At 60.3% G+C, this 17,968-nt stretch carries 15 protein-coding genes and 1 riboswitch; of the genes, 6 read left to right on the plus strand and 9 right to left on the minus strand.

Annotated features, from left to right (window positions below; translation table 11 throughout):
- Positions 1 to 91: 91 nt before the first annotated feature.
- On the minus strand, positions 92 to 2,329 hold the full coding sequence (locus tag DXB53_RS00200) for an EAL domain-containing protein (protein ID WP_117582862.1): 2,238 nt from the start codon (positions 2,327 to 2,329) through the stop codon (positions 92 to 94).
- Positions 2,326 to 2,808: a GGDEF domain-containing protein gene (locus tag DXB53_RS00205; protein WP_117582863.1), complete on the minus strand. Its 483-nt coding sequence runs from the start codon at positions 2,806 to 2,808 to the stop codon at positions 2,326 to 2,328. Before DXB53_RS00205 ends, DXB53_RS00200 begins: the two co-directional genes overlap by 4 nt.
- 324 nt (positions 2,809 to 3,132) lie before the next feature.
- Here DXB53_RS00205 and DXB53_RS00210 point away from each other — a divergent pair, with 324 nt between their 5' ends.
- Positions 3,133 to 4,002 (plus strand): patatin family protein, encoded by an 870-nt coding sequence (locus DXB53_RS00210; RefSeq protein WP_199409645.1) that lies wholly within the window; start codon positions 3,133 to 3,135, stop codon positions 4,000 to 4,002.
- A gap of 236 nt (positions 4,003 to 4,238) precedes the next feature.
- Here the strand turns inward: DXB53_RS00210 and DXB53_RS00215 are convergent, their stop codons facing one another.
- Genes DXB53_RS00215 through thiM form a run of 3 tightly spaced genes read right to left on the minus strand, consistent with a single transcriptional unit; the run spans position 4,239 to position 6,115 of the window.
- Positions 4,239 to 4,934 (minus strand): thiamine phosphate synthase, encoded by a 696-nt coding sequence (locus DXB53_RS00215; protein ID WP_006234517.1) that lies wholly within the window; start codon positions 4,932 to 4,934, stop codon positions 4,239 to 4,241.
- Positions 4,931 to 5,272 carry a thiamine-binding protein gene (locus DXB53_RS00220; RefSeq protein ID WP_233503104.1) on the minus strand — a complete coding sequence of 114 codons (342 nt, stop codon included), beginning with the start codon at positions 5,270 to 5,272 and terminating at the stop codon, positions 4,931 to 4,933. Before DXB53_RS00220 ends, DXB53_RS00215 begins: the two co-directional genes overlap by 4 nt.
- 3 nt (positions 5,273 to 5,275) lie before the next feature.
- Positions 5,276 to 6,115, minus strand: a complete 840-nt coding sequence (gene thiM / locus DXB53_RS00225; RefSeq protein ID WP_117582864.1) for a hydroxyethylthiazole kinase — start codon at positions 6,113 to 6,115, stop codon at positions 5,276 to 5,278.
- A gap of 51 nt (positions 6,116 to 6,166) precedes the next feature.
- A riboswitch (TPP riboswitch) is annotated at positions 6,167 to 6,277 on the minus strand.
- A gap of 163 nt (positions 6,278 to 6,440) precedes the next feature.
- On the opposite strand from thiM, the gene DXB53_RS00230 reads away from it, so the two are divergent.
- The 4 genes from DXB53_RS00230 to DXB53_RS00245 all read left to right on the plus strand — a co-directional run bounded on the left by DXB53_RS00230 (position 6,441) and on the right by DXB53_RS00245 (position 11,002).
- Positions 6,441 to 7,349, plus strand: coding sequence for an HAD-IIB family hydrolase (locus tag DXB53_RS00230; RefSeq protein WP_117582865.1), 909 nt, complete (start codon positions 6,441 to 6,443; stop codon positions 7,347 to 7,349).
- 10 nt (positions 7,350 to 7,359) lie between these two features.
- The gene (locus DXB53_RS00235; RefSeq protein ID WP_117582866.1) at positions 7,360 to 8,256 is read left to right on the plus strand and encodes a LysR family transcriptional regulator; all 897 of its coding nucleotides are present in this window, start codon (positions 7,360 to 7,362) and stop codon (positions 8,254 to 8,256) included.
- Positions 8,257 to 8,411: 155 nt separating this feature from the next.
- Complete coding sequence (locus DXB53_RS00240) at positions 8,412 to 9,545, plus strand: 5-methyltetrahydropteroyltriglutamate--homocysteine S-methyltransferase (RefSeq protein ID WP_233503762.1); 1,134 nt, start codon at positions 8,412 to 8,414, stop codon at positions 9,543 to 9,545.
- Positions 9,546 to 9,667: 122 nt separating this feature from the next.
- Entirely contained in the window at positions 9,668 to 11,002 is a 1,335-nt protein-coding gene (locus DXB53_RS00245; protein WP_117582868.1) for a uracil-xanthine permease family protein, read from the plus strand.
- Between the two features lie 63 nt (positions 11,003 to 11,065).
- Here DXB53_RS00245 and DXB53_RS00250 read toward each other — a convergent pair whose 3' ends face one another.
- From DXB53_RS00250 to DXB53_RS00265, 4 genes are all read right to left on the minus strand, one after another.
- Positions 11,066 to 11,731, minus strand: a complete 666-nt coding sequence (locus DXB53_RS00250) for an alpha/beta hydrolase (RefSeq protein WP_117582869.1) — start codon at positions 11,729 to 11,731, stop codon at positions 11,066 to 11,068.
- A gap of 207 nt (positions 11,732 to 11,938) precedes the next feature.
- Entirely contained in the window at positions 11,939 to 13,729 is a 1,791-nt protein-coding gene (locus DXB53_RS00255) for a carbohydrate-binding domain-containing protein (protein WP_158556469.1), read from the minus strand.
- A 271-nt stretch (positions 13,730 to 14,000) separates the two neighbouring features.
- Positions 14,001 to 15,776: a carbohydrate-binding domain-containing protein gene (locus DXB53_RS00260; RefSeq protein ID WP_158556470.1), complete on the minus strand. Its 1,776-nt coding sequence runs from the start codon at positions 15,774 to 15,776 to the stop codon at positions 14,001 to 14,003.
- Positions 15,777 to 15,983: 207 nt separating this feature from the next.
- Positions 15,984 to 17,297 (minus strand): NCS2 family permease, encoded by a 1,314-nt coding sequence (locus DXB53_RS00265; RefSeq protein WP_117582871.1) that lies wholly within the window; start codon positions 17,295 to 17,297, stop codon positions 15,984 to 15,986.
- 193 nt (positions 17,298 to 17,490) lie between these two features.
- Between DXB53_RS00265 and DXB53_RS00270 the strand changes: the two genes are divergently transcribed.
- Positions 17,491 to 17,910, plus strand: a complete 420-nt coding sequence (locus DXB53_RS00270) for a peptide deformylase (protein WP_117582872.1) — start codon at positions 17,491 to 17,493, stop codon at positions 17,908 to 17,910.
- The last annotated feature ends 58 nt before the right edge of the window (positions 17,911 to 17,968 follow it).

Raw genomic sequence — 17,968 nt, forward strand, 5'->3', positions numbered from 1 at the left:
GTATCTTACTCCCAATTCGGCTTAGATTGGGGTATTAGTTAGCTCATGGGAACAAACGCTCCCTCGACGGTGGCGTTTGCGCACGAGCGTATTAGTTGCTGTCGGCACCATCGAGCAGTGCCTCAAAATCCTCCGCCTGCATGGGACGGTAGTAGAGGAAGCCCTGAGCGTAGCGGGCGCCCATTTGGCGTAGCATGTTTGCCTGCTCATTGGTCTCGATGCCTTCGACCACAACGGGCAGATGGAGCGACTGCGCCATCTCGAGCATCGATGAAATGATTTGCACGCTGCGGCCATGATCGCCGTCGACGGGCACAAACGTGCGGTCGAGCTTGATGACGTCGACGTTGACGTTCTTGAGCATCGCGAGCGTGGACTGGCCGGTGCCAAAATCGTCCATGTAGGTCGAGAAGCCGCGGTTGTGCAGGTCGGCCGTCAGCTTATCCACAGCTTCGGACTCTCCCGTATAAGCCGTCTCGGTGATCTCGATGCGCATGAGCTCGGGCGGCAGATTGTATTGGTCGGCGAGTGCCCCCATATGCTCGGCAACGTCGCAGGCAAGGATATCCACGCGCGACACGTTGAGCGAGATCGGAACCACGCGAAGCCCTCGATCGATGCGCCCGCGCAGCCACGAGGCAACGCCCTGCCAAACGTATTTGTCGAGCGTCACCACAAAACCGCTTTCCTCGAGAGCGGGGATAAAGGTGACGGGTGAAATGAGGGAGCCGTCCTTGTCAATCCAGCGCGTGAGCGCCTCGGCGCCAGTGATCTCGCCGGTTTTCATGTCGACCTGGGGCTGCAGGTAGTAGGTAATGCGGCCGTTTGAGAGCGCGTACTGGAATTCGGTCAGCGTTTGGTGGAACGAGATTTCGCGTTCGTACTCCTCGGGGCGGAAAATGGCAATGCGCTCCTTAAAGTCGTTTTTTGCACGCCGATTGGTAAACATGGCCTTGGCCTGCGCATCGATGGTGATTTCCTCGTTGGAGTCGATGGGGTAGACGCCCATGGACGGCCAGAAACCCACGCCGTCATCGTGCTTGGCCACGGCCTCGTGAACGTGGCTATAGATTTGATGGACGGTGTCGTGCTCAAAGGGGATGAGTATGCAGAAGTCGTCTTGGCCCCAGTACCCTGCGACGCCCATGTCGGCATTCTCGATGTCCTTGAGGACCGTGCCCACATCGGCGAGCATGCGGTCGCCCTCGGTCTGTCCGTGCCATTCGTTGAACAATCGCATGTGTCCCATGTCGACGGTGGCGATGCACCAGGCGCCGTCACGCCTTGTCTCGAGAAATGCGTTGGCGCGCCGCATAAACTCGCTGGGGCGATAGAGTCCCGTGAGCGAGTCGATACGTTCGGCGATGGCGCTTTTGCGCTCCGCCTCGGGTATGGGGAGGCTGTCGTTGGGAACAAGCCCGCCAGCCGTGCGAAGGCGACGGTCGAGTTCGCCTAAAACGGCGGTCGCTTGATTGGTTAGGCGCTCGTAAAAAGTCGGGACGACTAGACAGACGGGGGTAATGGTGTCGCCTGCGATTTGAACAGGAGCGAAAACGGCCTCTTTTAGATGATGGACCAGTTGCTCGAATGCCTCGTGGTCCAGGTCGTTGCTGAGCACGACGAACTGGACGCTTCGTGAACGGTAGACCCGGCTCCTGCCGCGGGTGATCGACAGCATACGGCCTGCGTATTCGGCAAGCAGGTTGTCGACAGCCTCGGCCCCGTAGAGCTCGTTGAGCTTTGTCGTGCCACGAACGCGCACCGCTATAAGCCCTGTCTCGCAACGATCGCGGCGGCAGGCATCGATAGCGTTGAGCAACATGCGCTGCGTTCCGAGACCCGTGGCGGCGTCGACGGTCTCGGCAAGCGAGTGGTTGACAAGTTCGCCGACATAGAGCGAGGGGGCATTTCCGTCGCCGTCGATGCGAAACCCGCGAGCACGGCAGAGAACGTAGTCACCTGCGGCATTGCGCATGCGGTACTGCATGACGCGGCGGTGTTTGGAGCCGTTAAAGATCTGGTTGATGTCGTTGGCGTAGGCCTCGAGGTCATCGGGATGGACGCGCGTCTTCCAGAAATCGCGGCAGCTGTCTATGTGCTCCGAAGGAAGACCGAGATCGCGCAAGGCACCTTGCGACCAAAGGGTGCGGTCCTTGTCCAAGTTCTCGATAAAGAAATAACGGCCTTCGTTGAGCATCGAAAAGGCGTCGAAAATACGGTCGCTTATTTCGAAGTCGTCGGTGTGGACTTGCGCGATATTACGTCGATCAAGATGCATGGCATGACGTAGCTTGTAATCGTACATGCGATGGTCGGCATCGAGCGTCATGCGATTGGAAGCTTCGCCCAGGGCGGGGCGGCATGTGACACTCCGTAGCTAAACGAGTGAGGCATCTCGGAATCGTTATTTTTGAGCAGGACCGTTCGGCAGTGTTCCAGACGCTCGGCAAGGTCGTCCTCGGTTGCAATCGTAGATAGGATGGCAAACTCGTCGCCGCCTATGCGAAACGCCGCCTCGTCCACTTTCATATACAGCTTGAGATAGAGGCTTACCTGCAAGATATAGCGGTTGCCCTCGTCATGCCCAAAGACGTCGTTGCAGTGCTTGAGATTGTCGATATCGATGAACGCCATGGTAACGGGGGCGTCCTGCTCCCAGAGCTCCTCGAGGGAGCGGGTAAAGCCGCCGCGGTTGCCAAGTCCGGTGAGCTGGTCGGTAAAGGCAGTCCTGATCAGGTCATCCTGACGCTCGAGAAGGTCACGGATGGTCTTTTCGAGCGTCTCGGTGTAATTGCTGGCGATATCCATGCTGTAAGCGGCTTTCTGAGGTCGGGGTGTATTGCGTCGGGCGAGCTCGTTGTACACACGCGTTGCTGCTCAACGCTTTGCGTGTATCCAGGCCCCCGCCTTGCTGCGTTGTTGGGTTACTTTGCCGGTCCGTGTTCGCTATTGATGAATGCCCAATAGTATAAACAACAATATTGGATTGCATATGGCTGTCCCTGCTGCGGGCGGCTCTTATTTGCCAAACGGTAGCGCGACGATGCGATGTTCGATATAAATGCGACCGAGGCGATATATGTTGACGGGTATACTTGTTCCGGTATAAAACGCAGGAACGGAGATGGTTGCATGGCACAGCCGGATACGACGCGCACGGTGGGGCTGGCGCTCGAGGGAGGCGGCTACCGCGGTATGTATACGGCGGGCGTGCTCGACGTATGGATGGAGCATGGCTTAACCTGCGACCATATGGTGGGCGTCTCGGCGGGCGCGGCGTTTGGCTACAACTTTAAATCGCGCCAGATCGGCCGCGCCATTCGCTACAACAAGGCCTATTGCGCCGACAAGCGCTATGCGAGCGTGACGAGCTGGTTGCGAACCGGCGATATGTTCAATGCCGAGTTTGCCTATCATGAGGTGCCCATCGAGCGCGATCCTATTGACCTGGAGGCATATCGCGCCTGCCCTATGCGGTTTACCTGTGTGTGCACCGATATCGAGACGGGCAAGGCCGTCTACCACGACCTGCCCTATGGCGACGAGCGGGATATCGAGTGGATCCGGGCATCGTCGGCGATTCCCGTGGCGACGCGTCCCGTTGCTATTGACGGGCATAAGTATCTGGATGGTGGCGTGGCCGATTCTATTCCCAGTGCATGGCTGTTTGCGCAGGGGTATGACCGCAATATCGTGGTGCTCACGCAGCCGGCGGGCTTTGTGAAGCAGCCCAACAGCGTGATGCCCATGCTGCGTCGCGTGTTCCGTCACTATCCGGAGTTTGTCGCAGCGCTTGAGCGTCGACATGAGGTCTACAATGCCACGCTCGATGACCTGGCACGTCGCGAGGCTGCCGGCGAGATCTTTGTGGTGCGGCCGAGCGAATCGGTGAAGGTGCCGTCGCTGTGTCGCGAGCCCGATGAACTTGAACGCATCTACCAGATTGGTCGCCGCGATGCGGAGGCGACCTTGCCGGCGTTGGAATCGTATCTGGCGGGGTAGGGCAAGCTGCCGTGGACTCGGCGGAAAGCGCGTCCCAGAATGAGCGCTCAGAACGGGTTACAGTTTCCCAAGCGGTGGGGTTTCGGAAAGTACGTCCCGGAATATGCGTTCAGACTGGGATGCGGTTTCTCGTTGAGCCTCTATATGGAAAGCGCATCCCGGAATGGAGGTCCAAACTGGGATGCGCTTTCCGCTATTGAAGATATGAGGCTGCGAATCAGCTGTTCGGCCTATGCCTATGCCTGCTGCCAGGTGTCGACGAGCTCCTTGGCCGCGGCGTAGGGATCATCGGCGCTGCAGACGGCGCTCACCACAAAGAAGCCGTCGACGCCGGTGGCCTTAAGCTGCGGCAGGTCGGCCGTCTTGACGCCGCCGCCCACCACGATGGGCACGGGGCTTGCCGCGTGGAGTGCGGCCAGGTCCTCAAAGCTCTTGGTGATGATGGAGCCGTCGGCCGCGCGTCCGCAGTCGCGCTTGGTCTCGGTCTCGTGGAGCGGGCCGATGCCAAGGTAGTCGACCAAACTCATGTCGGCGGTCTTGACGTACTCGAGCATCTCCTCGCAACGGGCCGAAAGGCCCACGATGGCATCGGGGCCCAAAAGTTTGCGGCAGACCTCGACGGGAATATCGCTCTGGCCCACGTGCACGCCGTCGACAGCAATGCCCTGCTCGCGCGCGGCGAGTACGCAGTCCAGGCGGTCGTCGATCAGCAAAGCGACCTGACCGGTCTTGCCAGCCTGTGCGATTGCCTGCGCGGCGTCGCCGGTCAGCGCGATGATCTCGCGGGCGCTTGCCACCTTGGAGCGCACCTGGATGCAGGTAAAGCCGGCATCGAGTGCCTGGGCCACCACATCGCCCACGGGGCGCCCGAGCGTGTTTTCGGGGCCGAGTACCAGATAGGCCGAGATATCAAGGTTGTCGCGGATGCTCATCGTGCTTCCTCCTGCTTTTTGATCTGTGCTTCCATGCGCTCGAGTTTGCCGGTCATGGTGTCGGTAAATCCGGGTCGAATATCGGCTTTGAGCACAACTTCGGTGCGGATGCCCTTGCTCGCCAACACAAAGGTCGCGTCGCGCACGACCTGCATGACCTCGTCCCAGTCGCCCTCGATCTCGGTGAACATCGAGGTGGTGCGGTTGGGAAGGCCGCTCTCGCGAATGACACGCACGACCTCGGCGACCTCGGCGGACAGCTCATCGCCGGTACCGCATGGGGCGATGGCCACGGCGACGAGTGTGTTCATGCCGGCATCGGTTGCGGGCTCGGACATGGCTTATGCCTCCTCGAGCTCGAGTCGGTTATCGGCAATGTCCTGGGCGGTCGCGCGGTAGAGCTCGTCGATAAAGGCGACCTTAAAGCTTGCCGGGGCATCGGCGACGGCGGCGGCACGCGTGCCGGCAACGTTGTAGACGGCGGCACCGCAGACGGCTGCCGTAAACGGATCGGCGGCGCAGGCATACACGGCCAGCACGCCGCCCTGCGAGCAGCCGCAACCGGTGATCTTGGACATGAGCGGGCTGCCGCCGTGGGACTTGGCCACGGTTGTGCCGTCGGTAATCAGGTCGACTTCGCCCGAGACCACAACGGCGCCGCCGGTGTAGCGGGCGAGCGCCACGGCGGCATCGCGGGCAGCGTCTACCGTGTCGGTGGTATCGACACCGCGCACGCGGCTCAGATCGGCCGCCTCACCCTCAAGACCCCACAGGCCGGCGAGCGCGATGATCTCGGAGGCGTTGCCGCGCACGATGGCGGGCTTGTACTGCTTGAGTTCGTTTACCAACTGGGTGCGCAGGCTACCGATGCCCAGGCCAACCGGATCGAGCACCCAGGGCTTGCCGGCGTCGTGTGCCGCCTTGGCCGCGCGGGGAATCGTCTGCTCGTAGATGGGGAAGAGTGTGCCCATGTTCAGATAGATGGCGCCGCCGCCGGCAACGAGCGCCTCGCCCTCGTCGGGCAGATAGACCATGGCGGCCGATCCGCCCACGGCGAGCTGCGCGTTGGCGACAAAGTCAATCGTCACCGTGTTGGTGATGGAGCCCGCCATCGGATTGTTGGCACGAATCTCCTCCACGGCCTTGACCACGTTTTGCTTGAGCTGTTTCGAATCGATCACTGCACATGCCTCCTTGGCATAGAAAAGGGGCGCTGTGCATAGACAGCGCCCCTAAAAAGGCGGCATGCTCCCTACGCCAGCATTAACTGACAGGTTCAAAGGATTGGGCCCCATGCCCTCTCAGCCTTGTGGTTTGCACCGCCGGCACTCCCGCATCGAATCTGTTGTTCCCTATACTAGCGCACCTGCCAAAAAGGGACAGGTTTATTTTGGCAGGTAACAACTGGGGCTTTGCGTTTTCCCAGATAAAACCTGCCAATATAAACCTGTCTCTTTTTGGCAGGTCGGTACAATAGACGGGATTAAGAATGACTGAGGGGATCTTATGATCAAACTTGTGCTGACCGATATGGACGATACGCTGATTCCAGCCGGGCATGATGGCGCCAGTGACTACGCCATCGAGGGCATTCATGCCATGCAGGCGGCGGGTCTGCACTTTGGCCCGGTTTCGGGTCGCCAGCCCTCCGCGATGGGCTGGATGTTCCGCAATCGCGCCGAGTGCTTTTCGACCGGCGCGTTCTGCAACGGCCAGGTCATGTTTGTGGACGGCGAGGTGGTAGCCTCGCATGCGACCGACAACGCCGCCCTTATGCGCTTGGCTGACTACTTGGAGCAAGAGACCGACGATACGTATCTGAAGGTCTACAGCCTGGGCGATGACTTTTGGGGCAACGATGCCTATTGTGTGACGAGCGATCCCGAGCGTGTGCGCCGCGCCATGGAGTCGGGCGGCAACGCATGGCTCAAGGGCGAAGAGGCCCCGTGCCGTCCTGTCGTCGATGACGCGCCGGTGTTCAAGGCGAATATCTGGAGTGCTCGTTCGCGTGAGGAGCTCGCGGAGCTACGCGAGCGCGTTGCCGCCGAGGTGCCGGAACTCTCGCTCGTGTTTCCCAACAATCGTGTGCGCCTGTTCGACATTCTTCCAGCAGGTTGGGACAAGGGTTGCGCTGCGCTGGAGCTGGCGCGCGCTTTGGACCTGACGTCCGACGAGGTGGCCGTATTTGGCGATTCCGATAACGACCTGCCCATGATCGGTGCCGTCCCCAACTCCGTTGCAGTCGCCAATGCCAACGAGGCCGTCACGGCTGCCGCGCGCTGGCATATCGGCGCTGCGGCAGACGATGCGGTTGCCGGGGCTCTGCACCAGATTGCCGCCTGCGCCGCGACGGGGGAGATGCCGTCGTTTATGCGTCAGATGGATGCGACGGGTTTCGACGTCACGAACGTCTAGGGAGAAAGCCATGAAGCTTCAACAGCTCAGGTATGTCGTCAAAGTTGCCGAATGCGGCAGCATCACCGAGGCCTCGCGCCGGCTCTTTGTGTCGCAGCCTTCGATTACCGCGTCGATCCGCGATCTCGAAAACGAGATGGGTGTGCACATCTTTGAGCGCACCAACAAGGGTGTTATTGTGTCCGAGGAAGGCGAGACCTTCTTGGGCTACGCGCGCCAGGTGCTCGATCAGGCGGATCTGCTCGAAGGCAAGTACAAGGGCGAGTCCGAGCAGGTGCCGCACTTTAGTGTGAGCTGCCAGCATTATTCCTTTGCCGTCAACGCGTTTGTCGATGTGATCCGTGAGTTCGATGCCGCGCGCTACGACTTTACCCTGCGCGAGGAGCAGACTCACGAGATTATCGAGGACGTCGCGCACATGAAAAGCGAGCTCGGCATCCTATATCTGTCCGAGCACAACCGCGAGGTCATCGAGCGCATGCTGGTGGCCAACGAGCTCGTGTTCGAAGGGCTCTTCTGCGCCACGCCGCATGTCTTCGTCTGTGCCGACCATCCGCTGGCGGACCGCTCCAGCGTGACGCTCGAGGATCTGGAAGACTACCCGTTCCTGTCCTACGAGCAGGGCAGCTACAACTCGTTTTACTATTCCGAGGAGCTGACCTCGACGTTTGAGCGTCGCAAGAATATCCGCGTGCGCGACCGTGCGACGCTGTTCAACCTGGCCATGGGCCTCAACGGCTACACGGTGTGTTCGGGCGTGATTAGCCACGAACTCAACGGCCCCGGCATTATCTCGATTCCGCTCGATGTGGATGAGTACATGGAGATCGGCATCATCACGCGCAAGAACACGACGCTTACGCGCTACGGCCAGGCCTATATCGACGCGATCCGTCAGCATATCTAGACTGCTGCGTCCTACACGAGTCAAATCTCTTCATGGCAGTCCCAACTGATATAGGAAGCATCTATATCAAACTGTTATAAACGTATATTTTACGATGGCTATATGAGCGCTCATACTCTGTCCCAGTAAAGCAACCAATGCAAAGGGAGATATCTATGAGCACTTCAATTCAACCGAACGCGCCGTTTCGCGCTGATATCGTCGGTAGCTTTCTTCGTCCGCAGGCCGTAAAGGATGCCCGCGCTGCCTATGCGGCAGGCACGCTTGATGCCGAGGGGCTTAAGGCCGTCGAGGATGAGGCTATTCGCGACCTGGTGGACAAGCAAAAGGCCGCTGGCCTGCAGGTGATTACCGATGGCGAGTTTCGCCGCAGTTACTGGCACCTCGACTTTATGTGGGGGCTGAACGGCGTCGAGCGTCGCACCTCGCGTACAGGCTATATGTTCCACGATGAGGAGACTACCGCCGACACTGCCGTGGTAACCGGTCCCATTAACGGCGAGAATCATCCGTTCGTCGAGCACTTCAAATTTGTCAAGGCGCTCGAGGGGGAGGGCCAGATTGCGCGCCAGACCATTCCGGCACCGATCCAGACGTTCTCCGAAGTCACGCTCGACCGCTGCGATGGCCAGCAGGAGAGTCTGCACGCCGTCTACAAGACCGACGAAGAGCTCGCCGATGCCATTGCCGCAGCATACCGCACCGTGATTGCCGGCCTGTATGCCGCGGGCTGCCGCAACATCCAGTTTGATGACTGTACCTGGGGTATCTACTGCGACACCGATTTCGTGGCAAAGACCGGTATGAGCCCGGTTGATCTGCAAAAGGTGAGTGAGCTGGGCGTGGCGCTCAACAACGCCGCCATCGAGGGCAAGCCCGATGACCTTGTCATTAACACGCACGTGTGCCGTGGTAACTACCACTCTACCTATGCCTTCGAGGGCGGCTATGACCCCATCGCGCCGTACCTGTTCGCACACGAGAACGTCGATGCGTTCTATCTTGAGTTCGATACGCCGCGTGCCGGTGGCTTTGAGCCGCTCAAGTACGTTGCCCCCGGCAAGAAGGTCGTGTTGGGCCTGGTGACCACCAAGGCGGCAGAGCTCGAGGACGAGGATGCCATCGTCGAGCGTATTCACGAGGCGGCAAAGTATGTGCCGCTCGAGAACCTGTATCTGTCTCCGCAGTGTGGCTTTGCCAGCTGCGAGATTGGCAACAAGCTGACCGAGGACGAGCAATGGGCAAAGATCGCGCTGGTCAAGCGCGTTGCCGAGCGCGTTTGGAAATAGCGGTAACGTTCGCAGGTGACGGCGCATGCGAGACATGGCGTATCGCGTACAATGGTTCGGATCGTATCGTTCGGGCAGGTTATCCGATATGCCCGATCGCCCTTCCATTCGAAAGGACATCCATGTCCCAGTCTTCGACGCCCGCCGTCACCGATGCCATCTACGATGCATCGTCGCTCGGCCGCCCGCGCATGTTTTTGCTCGGTCTGCAGCACCTGTTTGCCATGTTTGGCGCCACCGTGCTGGTGCCTGTGCTCACCGGCCTCTCGGTATCGGCAACACTATTGTTTGCCGGCTTGGGCACCCTGCTGTTCCACTTCCTGTCGCGCGGTAAGGTCCCTGCATTCCTGGGATCGTCGTTTGCCTTTATCGCAGGCTATGCTGCCATTGCGCCGAACGGTGAAGCCGAGCTTTTGCCCTACGCTTGCCTGGGCGTTGCCTGCGCCGGTCTACTCTATCCGGTACTCGCGGCACTCTTCCGCGCGTTTGGTGCCAAGCGCGTCATGCGCTTCTTCCCGCCGGTGGTGACTGGTCCTATCGTCATTTCCATCGGCTTGATCCTGGCAAGCTCCGCCATTGCCAACTGCCAGACCAATTGGCTCGTCGCCGTTATCGCCGTGGCAGTGATCGTCATCTGCAACATCTGGGGCCGCGGCATGGTCAAGATTGTGCCGATTCTGCTGGGCGTCGTGGTGAGCTATGCCGTTGCGGCCGCGTTGGGTGAGGTTGATTTTTCGGGCGTTGCCGCCGCGCCGTGGGTCGGTCTTCCCATCGTGTGGGACAACACCGTGTTTGCGCTCTTTGGCCCGCAGTTCGATAGCGGTCTTGCCACGACGGCCATCATCACCATCATGCCGCTGGCTTTCGCGACCATGATCGAGCATATCGGTGATATCTCCGCTATTGGCTCCACCTGTGAGCGCAACTACATTGCCGATCCCGGCCTGCATCGCACGCTGCTCGGCGATGGTCTCGCCACGATTCTGGCGTCGCTCTTTGGCGCTCCGGCCAACACCACGTATGGCGAGAACACCGGCGTGCTCGCCCTGACGCGCGTGTTCGACCCGCGCGTGATTCGCATTGCCGCGTGCTGCGCCATCGTGCTTTCGTTCTGCCCCAAGTTCGCTGCCGTAATCGCCGCCATGCCGGCATGCGTTATCGGTGGCGTGTCGCTCGTGCTCTATGGCATGATCAGTGCCGTGGGCGTACGCAACCTCATTGAGAACCAGGTCGATTTCCAGAACAACCGCAACGTGCTGGTGGCCGCTCTGGTACTCGTGCTTTCGCTCGGCATTGCGTACAGCACCGCCGGTGCCATCGTGCTGGAGCTGGGCGGCGTGACGATTTCGCTCTCGGGCCTTGCCGTTGGCTCGCTGGTGGGTATTGTGCTCAACGCGATTCTGCCGGGTAATGACTTCGAGTTTGATGTCTCCGAGCTCGAGGAGGCTGCTAAGTAGCGGCTGCGTTCAGCTAAAACAAAATAAATGGCGCCCATGCGTATGCACGCGTGGGCGCCATTTTTAATGCGTCAGTATCCAGTGGATGCCGCGGGCCATGCGCAAGTCGGTTTGGGCAAAGTGGTTGCCGGGGTTGAGCTCCAGCGTCGTGGGAATACCACGTTCGCCGAGCAGTTTTTCCATGGCGCGCGTGTCGTCGAGTACATGCCGCATCATGCGGTTGGGCGTCTTGGTTTCCTTTTTGCCGAGTGACAGATAGACGGCCTGCGGGTTGCCGGCAAAAGGGGTCGTGCTGGCGCGATCGACAAAGTCGGGAAACCACAACGACCCCGATGCGCTTGCGGCGCGGCTAAAGGCGTCGGTTTGCCAGAGGGACCAGAGCGCGAAGAGGCCCGCGAGCGAGTAGCCGGCAATGCCGCGCCAGGTGGGCGGCTGAGGAAGCGACGACTCGGCCTCTGGGATTATCCAGTTCAACAGCTCATCGAGAAATCCGGATGCCTGACCGCCAAAGGGCTCGGCATCGCGCACGGTTCCGTCGCATCCCCAGGGGCTCAGCTCGCGATTCCAGTTGAGGCTGCCAATGCCGACAAGCGTGAAGGGCGGGCAGTTGAGCTCTCGGCAGCGTTCATAAACCTCCGTGCCGTCGCCCATGACCACGGGAAGATAGATGACTGGTGCGCTTTCGGCATGCTGTGCATGAACGGTTATCTGCTTTTGATACGCTTCCATGACGGGCTTCTCTCGGCGTTGTGATATCGACGGCCCCCATTGTCGCACGCCGGCTCATGCAGATTGGGCTAGACCAAAGACAATCTCGTGCATACCCTGCGGACGCATATGGAAAACGCCACCGCCGGAGGGGAGCTCGGCGGTGGCGTTGTTAAACGGTGCTGGGACTCGGGGCCTTCGCGGGAGCTGCCATGTGCGCAGAGGCGTCTAAGAGCGCTTGCGGCTCGCCATGGTGCCTGCGGCGATAGCAGCTGTTCCCGCAAGGACGGTTGCCACGATGGCCGCACCCGAGGTGTCGCCGGTTGCCGCGAGCGCGCCGGTAGTCTTGGCTTTCGTGATTGAAGCCGCAACGGCCTTGGTCGGCTTTGAGCCCTCAGGCTTGGGGTTCTGCTTGGACTCCGCGGGCTTGCTTTCTGCGGGCTTGGTCTCGTCGGGCTTGGGGTCTTCCGGCTTGGCTACCTCGGGAGGTGCGATGACCATGCTCTTGGCGACAGCTTCGTTATAGGGGGAGTCGATCACAGCGTCGCCCGTGCCGATGGCTTGGCCTGCCTCGTAGATGCCGTCACGGAGCTTGCGATAGTCAATGACCTTGCCGCCTTCGGGCGTCTGGATGGCGGCGTTCTCAATCTTGATGGTGCCGATTGTCTTGCCGTCAGCGCTCATGGCACGGGCAAAGATTGCCGCTGTATCTCCTTCGGCCGTTACCTTGCTGCGGATGATCGAGATGACTGCGGGTGTGACGCCCTCGCTGGTCTGGGCGATGATGCCGATGTTCTCGCCTTGGGGCTCGGGGCTCGTCTCACCATCTTGGTTTTCGCTGTAGGGGATGGGGCCGTCGCCGTTCTCGACATAGCGGGCTATGGCCTTGACAACGGAGTCGCTGATGTAGATGTGGCCACCCTCCTCGTTGGGTCGATCGTTTCTGGTGGAGAATGCAGCCGAAACCTCGCCTTCCGCAAACGCGTCCACGGTGGAGCCGTTCTTGACGACGATATCGTCTTGGTAGGTGAAGAGGGCAATGGCGCCACCGTATCTGCCTTTACTTGTGCGGACTGTCACGTTTGCATGATCGAGTGTGATGCCCTTGTGGGCATAGACGCCATATTCAACACCGTTTGCGTTGAGGGAGGCGTTTGTGGCTGCGAGGCTGCCCTTGGCCTCGACGGCGGCGTCTTTCTCGGAGCTCGCCTTGACCTGGCTGCCGTCCGAGATATTGATGTTGCCGCCGCTCCAAATGGCCTCACCATCGGCTGAGCTTGCCTCGACTGTGCCGCCACCCTTGATGGTGAGGTTCTTGTCGGTTCCGATACCCTTGTCCTTGGTAGCCCTGGCGGTGACGGCCCCGCTGTCGTCAATCGTGATATTGCCGTTTGCCCTGATGCCATCCGATACGCCCGTGGCGTTGACGTTGCCCGAACCTTTGATAGCGAGATCGCCCTCGGCGTCGATGGCATCAAACCCAGCGCTCGTGGCGTTGACGGATCCGGCTCCGTCGATGTTGATATTACCCGTGGAAAGGATAGCGTCCTCAGTAGATGTCACGCTGAGCGTGCTGCCCGCGTCGCCTTGGATATTGAGCTCGGCGTTCTCATTCTTGCCATGAGAAGCCTTGATGCCTTCGATCCAGTCGGCAGTGACGATGTTGTTTCCCGAGTAATTCACGTTGAGCTTGCCTGCGGCCTGGATCTCGCCGCCGTTATAGTTGTTGAGCTTCAAGTCGTCGGCGCCGTCCCACGACCAGGTGCCGGTCTCGTCGCCCGCCGCAGTGCCGGCGTTGTATTTGGTTTCGCCGACCTTGACCCATTCCGCCGCGAGCGAGACGCTCGGCATGAGCAGCGAGCTCACCGTGAGCGCGCACACGGCGCCTACGACGATGCGGCGCGTCACGCGGCGCCAGCTGCCGTGCGCGAGTCCTATGCGACGGCGAACGTCGGGTTCGGCAACATGGGTTCCGGCGGTAGTGTCATTGCGTTTGGGGGTCGTGAACAAGGCTGCCATGGTTGCTCCCGTTCTCATAGGGCCTATACGGCTAGGTTCAGCGTATCTGCTGGATGTTGCCGGCGGTAGTGCCGTTTGGAGGGCAAAATGGCCAAAATGGGGGAGAAATAGGCCGCACGCCGGCGCAGGGACCGACGCTAAAAGAAAAGCGCGGGGCCGCATGGCGACTCCGCGCTTTATTGTTCAGCTTTTGCAGCCTTGCCCTTACGCTACGAAGAAGTAGACGGGGAAGGCAAGGGCTGCGATCCACCCGTCCTGTGCGAAAAAGTGTTTACGAACGTTTGCGACTCGCCAGGGCGCCTGCGGCGATGGCGGCTGTTCCCGCAAGGGCGGCTGCCACGATGGCTGCGTTCGAGGTGTCGCCGGTTGCCGCGAGCTTGCCGACGGTCTTGGCTCCCTTGGCTGCAACTGCAACGGTCTTGGTTGTCTTCGTGCCCTCGGACTTGGAACCCTCGGGCTTGGTCTTGCCGTGCTTTTCCTCGGGCTTGGTCTCCTCGGGAGGCACGATGACCGTGCTCTTGGCGACAGCGGCGTCATAGGGGGAGTCAATCGTGGCATCGCCCGTGCCAATGGTCTGCCCCGCCTCGTAGACGATGCCGTCGCTGAGCTCTTCCTTGTTGCGATAGTCAATGACTTTGCCGCCTGCAGGCGTCTGGATGATGGCGTCCTTGATTTCGATGGTGCCGATCGCCTTGCCGTCCGCGCTCATGGCAAGGGCGAAGATAGCCGCCGTGTCTCCCTCGGCCGTGACCTTGCTGCGGACGATCGAGATGGTCGCGGGCGTGATGCCCTTCTCGGTCTGCGCGAAGATGCCGATGTTCAGGCCCTCGGACTCAGGGATGATTTCGTCGTTTTGGTCTCCACTGTAGTGGTCGGGGCCGTCGCCGCCGGTCTCGGCATAGCGGGCTATGGCCTTGACAACGGAGTCGCTGATGTAGATATGGCCACCCGCTTCGTCGGAGTAGAAATTACTGGTGGAGATTGCAACCGAGAACCTGCCTTCTGCGAGCGCATCCACAGTCGAGCCGTTCTTGATGACGATGTTGTCCTCATCGGTGAAGAGTGCGCTGGCTTCCCCGCCATCTGAGCTTGCGCGGACCGTCACGGTCGCGCCATCGAGCGTGATGCCCTTGTAGACATAGATGCCATACCCAACGCCACTTGCGTTGAGGGAAGCGTTCGTGACCGTGAGGCTGTTTTTACCGTCGATGGCGGCGTCTTCCTCGGAGCTTGCCTTGACCTGGCTGCCACCCGAGATCTCGATGTTGCCGTCGGCCCAAATCGCATTGTCTTTGGTAGAGCTTGCCTCTACCTTGCCGCCGCCCTTTATGATGAGGTTCTCGTTAGCATCGATACCCTGATCCTCGGTGGCCTTGGCGGTGACGGTTCCGCTGTTGTCGATCGTGATGTTGCCGTCGGCCCTGATGCCATCCGAATCGCCCGTGGCGTTAACGTTTCCCGAGCCCTTGATGGTGACATCGCCCCCGGCATCGATGGCATCGTGCTCGGTGCTCGTGGCGTTGACAGTGCCAGCGCCGTCGATGTTGATGTTGCCGACGGAAGTGATGGCGTCACGAGAAGATGTCACGTTGAGCGTGCTGGACGCGTCGCCCTGAATATTAAGCTCGGCGTTCTCGTTCGCGCCATCCTTAACCTTGATGCCGCGGCCGTTGTCGTTAGTGACGGTGTTGTTGCCCTCGTAGCTCACGTTGAGCTTGCCCGCTGCCTCGATCGCGCCGCCGTTATAGCCGTTGAGCTTCATGTCGTCGGCGCCATCCCATGACCAGGTACCGGCGGCGTCTCCCGTGGGGCCCGCGGCCGCTTCGTGGCGGACGCCGCCAACGTCCACCCACTCGGCTGCGAGCGAGATGCTCGGCATGAGCAGCGAGCTTACCGTAAGCGCGCATACGGCGCCTACAACGATGCGGCGCGTCACGCGGCGCCAGCTGCCGTGTGCGAGCAGCGTGCAACGGCGCAGGTCGGGCTCGACAAAATGGGCTCCAGAGGTTTTGTCATTGCGCTTGGGGGTCGTGAACAAGACGGCCATGGTTACTCCCATCCTCATAGGGCCTATGCGGTTATATCCAGCATATCTGCAGGATGTAGCCGTCGGTAGTGCCGTTTGGAGAGCAAAACGTCCAAAACTTGCGAAGCAATACATCGCGCGTCCGTGTGGTGCCTGGCTTTAAAAGCAAAGCGCGGAGCCGCTCGATGCGACTCCGCGCTTTGCTGTTTGGTATTGCGAATCTTGCGCCTACGCTACAAAGAAGTAGACGAGGAAGGCGAGGGCTGCGATCCACATGAGCGGCTTGATCTTGGAGGCCTCGCCCTTAAAGAGCGCGACGATCACGTAGGCGATAAAGCCCAGGCCAATGCCGGCAGAGATGGAGTAAGTGAAGGGCACGCCGGCGACAATCATGAACGCCGGGAAACCCTGCGACACGTCGGACCAGTCGATCTCGGAGGCCTCGCTCATCATGAGGTAACCGACGTAGACCAGAGCACCGCAGGTGGCGGCGCTGGAAACGATGGTGACGATGGGGGAGAAGAACGCGGCGAGAATGAACAGCACGCCGGTGGTGACAGAGGTGAGGCCCGTGCGGCCACCGTCGGCAGCGCCAGAGGTGGACTCGACGAAGGTAGTGATGGAGGAGACGCCCATAAAGCCACCGGCAGCAGCGGCCACGGAGTCGACGACCAGGATGGGACGGATGTCCTCGACATTGCCGTCCTCGGTCAAGAACTCGCCCTGCTTGGCGACGGCCATCGCGGTGCCCATGGTGTCGAAGAAGTCACTCATGAGCAGCGAGAAGGCAACGACGAGCAGCATCGGGTCGGTCAGAACCTTCACGATGGCCATGTTGCCATCGGCGGTGCTGGCAAACGGGGCGCCAAAGGTCGAGAAGTCGAGCGGTGCGATGAGGCCCTCGGGCGCATGGGTGACGCCCAGCGGGATACCGGCGATAACGGCAACGATGATGCCGATGAGCAGCGAGCCCGGCACGTTGCGGGAAGCCAGGGCAACCGTCACGACGATGGAGATGATGCCGACGATAAAGGTGGGGGAGGTGATGTCGCCCAAGCCGACGAGCGTACCGGCGCCAGCGGTGATGATGCCGGCGTCGCACAGGCCGATCATGGCGATAAACAGGCCCAGACCCACCGAGATGGCGTGGCGCAGGACCACGGGGATGGCATCCATGATGGCCTCGCGCAGGCCGCAAAGGACGAGCAGCAAGATGACGATACCTTCGAGGAAGATAACGCTCATGGCAACGTGCCAGTCACCGCCGCACATGGTGGTGGTGATGCCCGCGATCATGGCGTTGATGCCCAGGCCCGACGCGCAGGCGAGCGGGCGGTTGGCGAAGATGCCCATGCAGATGGTCATGATGCCGGCGCCCAGGCAGGTGGCGCAGGCGAGCGCTCCCGCATCGATGCCAGCGCCCGAGAGCACTGCGGGGTTGACGGCGATGATGTAGGCCATCGCCAGGAATGTTGTCAGTCCAGCGCGAAGTTCGGTCCCGATTGTGGACTTGCGCTCACTGACGTGAAATAGTTCGTCCATGCATACCCTTTCCTTGTTCGGCCCCGAGTTTAGGCCGATTGACACGAACTCACCTACTATATCGCCTTTGAAAGGTTGATGTTCCTCGCGTGTTGAAGTTCGGCGCTTTGTAGCAGACGGACGGTATTATTCGCATGAAAATGTGTAGGTACCGTATACTTAAGCGGTTACAACGACCCCTATGGAGGAACGTATGATTAAAGAGCTCTGCCACGACGAGGCTATCCTGTCCCAGCGTTGCGAGGTTGCGACCGTCGAGGACGAGTCGGTTGCTCAGGACCTGATCGATACCATCAAGTCGCTCGACGATGCCGGCTGCCTTGCCGCCAACCAGATCGGCGTTACCAAGAAGGTCTGCGTCTACCTGGACGACGCCGGCGAGCCCCACGTGCTCTACAACCCTCGTCTGGTGTTTGGCCTGGGCGCCAGCAAGATGGAGGAGAGCTGCCTGACGCACGACGAGATCACCAAGTCCACGCGCTACATCAAGTGCAAGGTTGCCTTTGACCAGATCGTCGACGGCAAGATGAAGGAGTGCCGCCGCGATTACGCAGGCTTTGAGGCGCAAATGATCCAGCACATGATTGATCACTGTCTTGGAAAGTTGGTCTAAGGGGACCAAAGCACCGCACCTCGTCGTTTTTAGTCCGGGTATGACATTGTTGTCATGT

The sequence above is a fragment of the Collinsella sp. OM04-5 genome, from assembly GCF_003439125.1.
Lineage (GTDB): Bacteria > Actinomycetota > Coriobacteriia > Coriobacteriales > Coriobacteriaceae > Collinsella.